The sequence below is a fragment of the Lysobacter enzymogenes genome (genome assembly GCF_017168095.1).
Classification (GTDB): domain Bacteria; phylum Pseudomonadota; class Gammaproteobacteria; order Xanthomonadales; family Xanthomonadaceae; genus Lysobacter; species Lysobacter enzymogenes_D.
This window is the reverse complement of sequence record NZ_LXSD01000429.1, coordinates 1-2904: the sequence shown is the minus strand read 5'-3', so window position 1 is coordinate 2904 and position 2904 is coordinate 1. Positions and strand designations below refer to the sequence as shown.

2 protein-coding genes are annotated in these 2904 nt (G+C 71.4%); both read right to left on the bottom strand.

The window, feature by feature from the left end:
• Positions 1–128: 128 nt before the first annotated feature.
• Positions 129–1211 carry a peptide chain release factor 1 gene (gene prfA, locus A7A76_RS18575; RefSeq protein WP_206412598.1) on the bottom strand — a complete coding sequence of 361 codons (1083 nt, stop codon included), beginning with the start codon at positions 1209–1211 and terminating at the stop codon, positions 129–131.
• A 71-nt stretch (positions 1212–1282) separates the two neighbouring features.
• Positions 1283–2605 carry a glutamyl-tRNA reductase gene (hemA, locus tag A7A76_RS18570; RefSeq protein WP_206412597.1) on the bottom strand — a complete coding sequence of 441 codons (1323 nt, stop codon included), beginning with the start codon at positions 2603–2605 and terminating at the stop codon, positions 1283–1285.
• Positions 2606–2904: the final 299 nt, after the last annotated feature.

Here is a 2904-nt window from a genome sequence, read left to right as displayed (position 1 = left end):
CGACCGCGACACCGCAACTACGCCGAAACCTGCGCCGCAGCTGCGGTGTCGCGGTCGCGGCTCGCGCCGCTCCTGCAGGGGGCGATCGCAGCGGCGTCTCGTGCGTGGAGGCCCGCGCCGCGGCCGCGTCAGTCCGCGGACAAACGCGCCAGCTCGTCGGCCTGGTGCTCGTGCACCAGCCGCCCGATCAAGTCGTCCAGGTTCCCCGCGATCACGTTCGGCAGGTCGTACAGGGTCAGCCCTTCGACCCGGTGATCGGTGATGCGGCCTTGCGGGAAGTTGTAGGTGCGGATGCGCTGGCTGCGGTCGCCGCTGCCGACCTGCAGGCGCCGGTCCTGCGCCTGCGCGGCGGCGGCCTTGGCCGCGGCGGCGTCGGCCAGCATCGCCTGCAGGCGCTTGAGCGCCTTGTCGCGATTGGCGTGCTGGCTGCGCTCGGTCTGGTTTTCCACCACCACGCCGCTGGGGAGATGGGTGATGCGGATCGCCGACTCGGTCTTGTTGACGTGCTGGCCGCCGGCGCCGGAGGAACGGAAGGTGTCGATCTTCAAGTCGGCCGGGTTGATCTCGATCGGCTCGCCTTCCGGCTCCACCGCGATGATCGCCACCGTCGCCGCCGAGGTGTGGATGCGGCCCTGCGATTCGGTCTCCGGCACGCGCTGCACGCGGTGGGTGCCGGATTCGAACTTGAGCCGCGAATACGCGCCGCGGCCTTCGACCCGGGCGATGATTTCCTTGAAGCCGCCGTGCTCGCCGGGGTTGGACGATTCGATCTCGACCTTCCAGCCCTGCCGCTCGGCATAGCGCGAATACATGCGGAACAAATCGCCGGCGAAGATCGCCGCCTCGTCGCCGCCGGTGCCGGCGCGCACTTCCAGGTACAGATCGCCGTCGTCGCGCGGGTCTTTCGGGATCAGGTGCGCCATCAGCTCGACGTCGAGCCGCTGCAGGCGTTCGTGCGCGCTGGCGATTTCCTCGTCGGCCAGTTCGCGCAGTTCCGGATCGGCGCGCATCGCCTCGGCCGCGGCCAGATCGGCCTTGGCCTGCGCCTCGGCCGCCAGCGCCAGCGCCACCGGTTCGAGCTGGGCGAATTCGCGCGAGCACTTGCGGAAACGCTCGTTGTCGCCGATCACGCCGGGGTCGGCGAGCAGGCGTTCGAGTTCTTCGCGGCGTTCGGCCAGGGCTTCGAGTTTGCGGCGCAGGGTGGGGGTCATTGAGCGGGAAATAGCGGATAGGAGATAGGAGATAGGAGATGGAACGGCGCGAGCGTTGGCGACGGGGGGCGCTAGCGGTCGTGCAGCGATTCGGTGTTGGCCGATTCGCTTTGTCCCGATTCCGATTCCTTATTTCCGATTCCCGCTGCGGCGGGCGCGGGGAACAGCTTGTCCGCCGCGCGCGCGAGCTCCGGGTTGCCGGTCAGCGCCGCTTCGCGCAGGGCGATCGTCGGCGCGTGCAGCAGCCGATTGGTCAGGGTGTGGGCGAGGAAGTTGAGCACTTCGCCCGGATCCTGGCCGGCGGCGAGCTGGGCCTGGGCCTTGGCCAGCACTTCCTCGCGCGCGGCCTCGCCGTGGTCGCGCAGGCGCTTGATCGGCGCGGTGCGGGTGCTCGCGGCCAGGGTCTCGACGAAGCGCGCCACCTGCAGCTCGACGATGGCCTCGGCCTCGGTCGCGGCCTCGCGGCGGCTGCGGCGGTTGTCTTCGATGGCGCGTTCCAGATCGTCCACGGTGTACAGGAATACGTCCTTCAGCTCGGCCACGTCGGCGGCGATGTCGCGCGGCACGGCCAGGTCCAGCAGCAACATCGGCCGGTGCTTGCGCGCGGCCAGCGCCGCGGCCACCTGCGGCTTGCGCAGGATCGGTTCGCGGCTGGCGGTGGCGCTGAGCACGATGTCGGCCTCGGCCAGGTGGCGGTCGAGTTCGCCCAGCGGCAATGCCACGCCGCCGTGGCGGGTGGCCAGGTCCTGGGCGTGGGCGAGGGTGCGGTTGGCGATCAGCAGGCGCTTGGCCTTCGCCTGCACCAGATGGCGCGCGGCCAGTTCGACGGTTTCGCCGGCGCCGACCAGCAGCACGCTGGAGTCTTCCAGCCGGGCGAAGGATTCCTGCGCCAGCCGCACCGCGGCCGAGGCCACCGACACCGGATTGGCGCCGATGCGGGTGTCGGTGCGCGCGCGCTTGGCGGTGGAGAAGGCCTGCTGGAACAGCCGGTCGAGCTGGCTGCCCAGGGTGCCGGCGCCGCGCGCGGCGGCCCAGGCGTCCTTCACCTGGCCGAGGATCTGCGGCTCGCCGAGCACCAGCGAGTCCAGGCCGGTGGCGACCCGGAACAGGTGCCGCACCGCCTCGGCGTCGCGATGGCGGTACAGATAGCCGTGCAGGTCGCCGGCATCGTCGGGATGGCTCGCCAGCCAGTCGGCCAGGGCGCGGCCGTCGTCGTCGGCGACCGCGTAGATCTCGGTGCGGTTGCAGGTCGACAGCAACGCGACCTCGCGCACCGGCGCCAGCGCGCGCAGCGCGGCCAGCGCCGCCGGCACCGTGTCGCCGGCGAACGCCACCCGTTCGCGCAGGCTGACCGGCGCGGTCTGGTGGTTGAGGCCGAGGACGTACAGGCTCATGGAGACGGGCGTCGCGCTGGCCGAGCGCCTGCGCGCGCGGCCGTCCCGCAGCGGCGGGGAAGTTCCATCGGACGGCGGAGGAGGCGGGACATCGGTTCAGGCGCTTGCGATAAGCTGCGGGCTGCTGAAGGCCGCCATTCTACCGGCCCACTGGTCCCCCCGTGTCTTCTTACGATTCGATTTTCTCGATCGGTCCAATAGACAGTCCCGAAGACGACACCCAGCGCGCCCGCCGCCGCGTCCGCGGCCGCCGCGCGCCCCTGGCCGCGGCGCTGCTGCTGATGGCCGCCGGCTGGAGC

Excerpts from the sequence above, each read along its gene's own strand:
- hemA (WP_206412597.1), bottom strand. The coding sequence starts at position 2,605 with ATGAGCCTGTACGTCCTCGGCCTCAACCACCAGACCGCGCCGGTCAGC.
- prfA (WP_206412598.1), bottom strand. The coding sequence starts at position 1,211 with ATGACCCCCACCCTGCGCCGCAAACTCGAAGCCCTGGCCGAACGCCGC.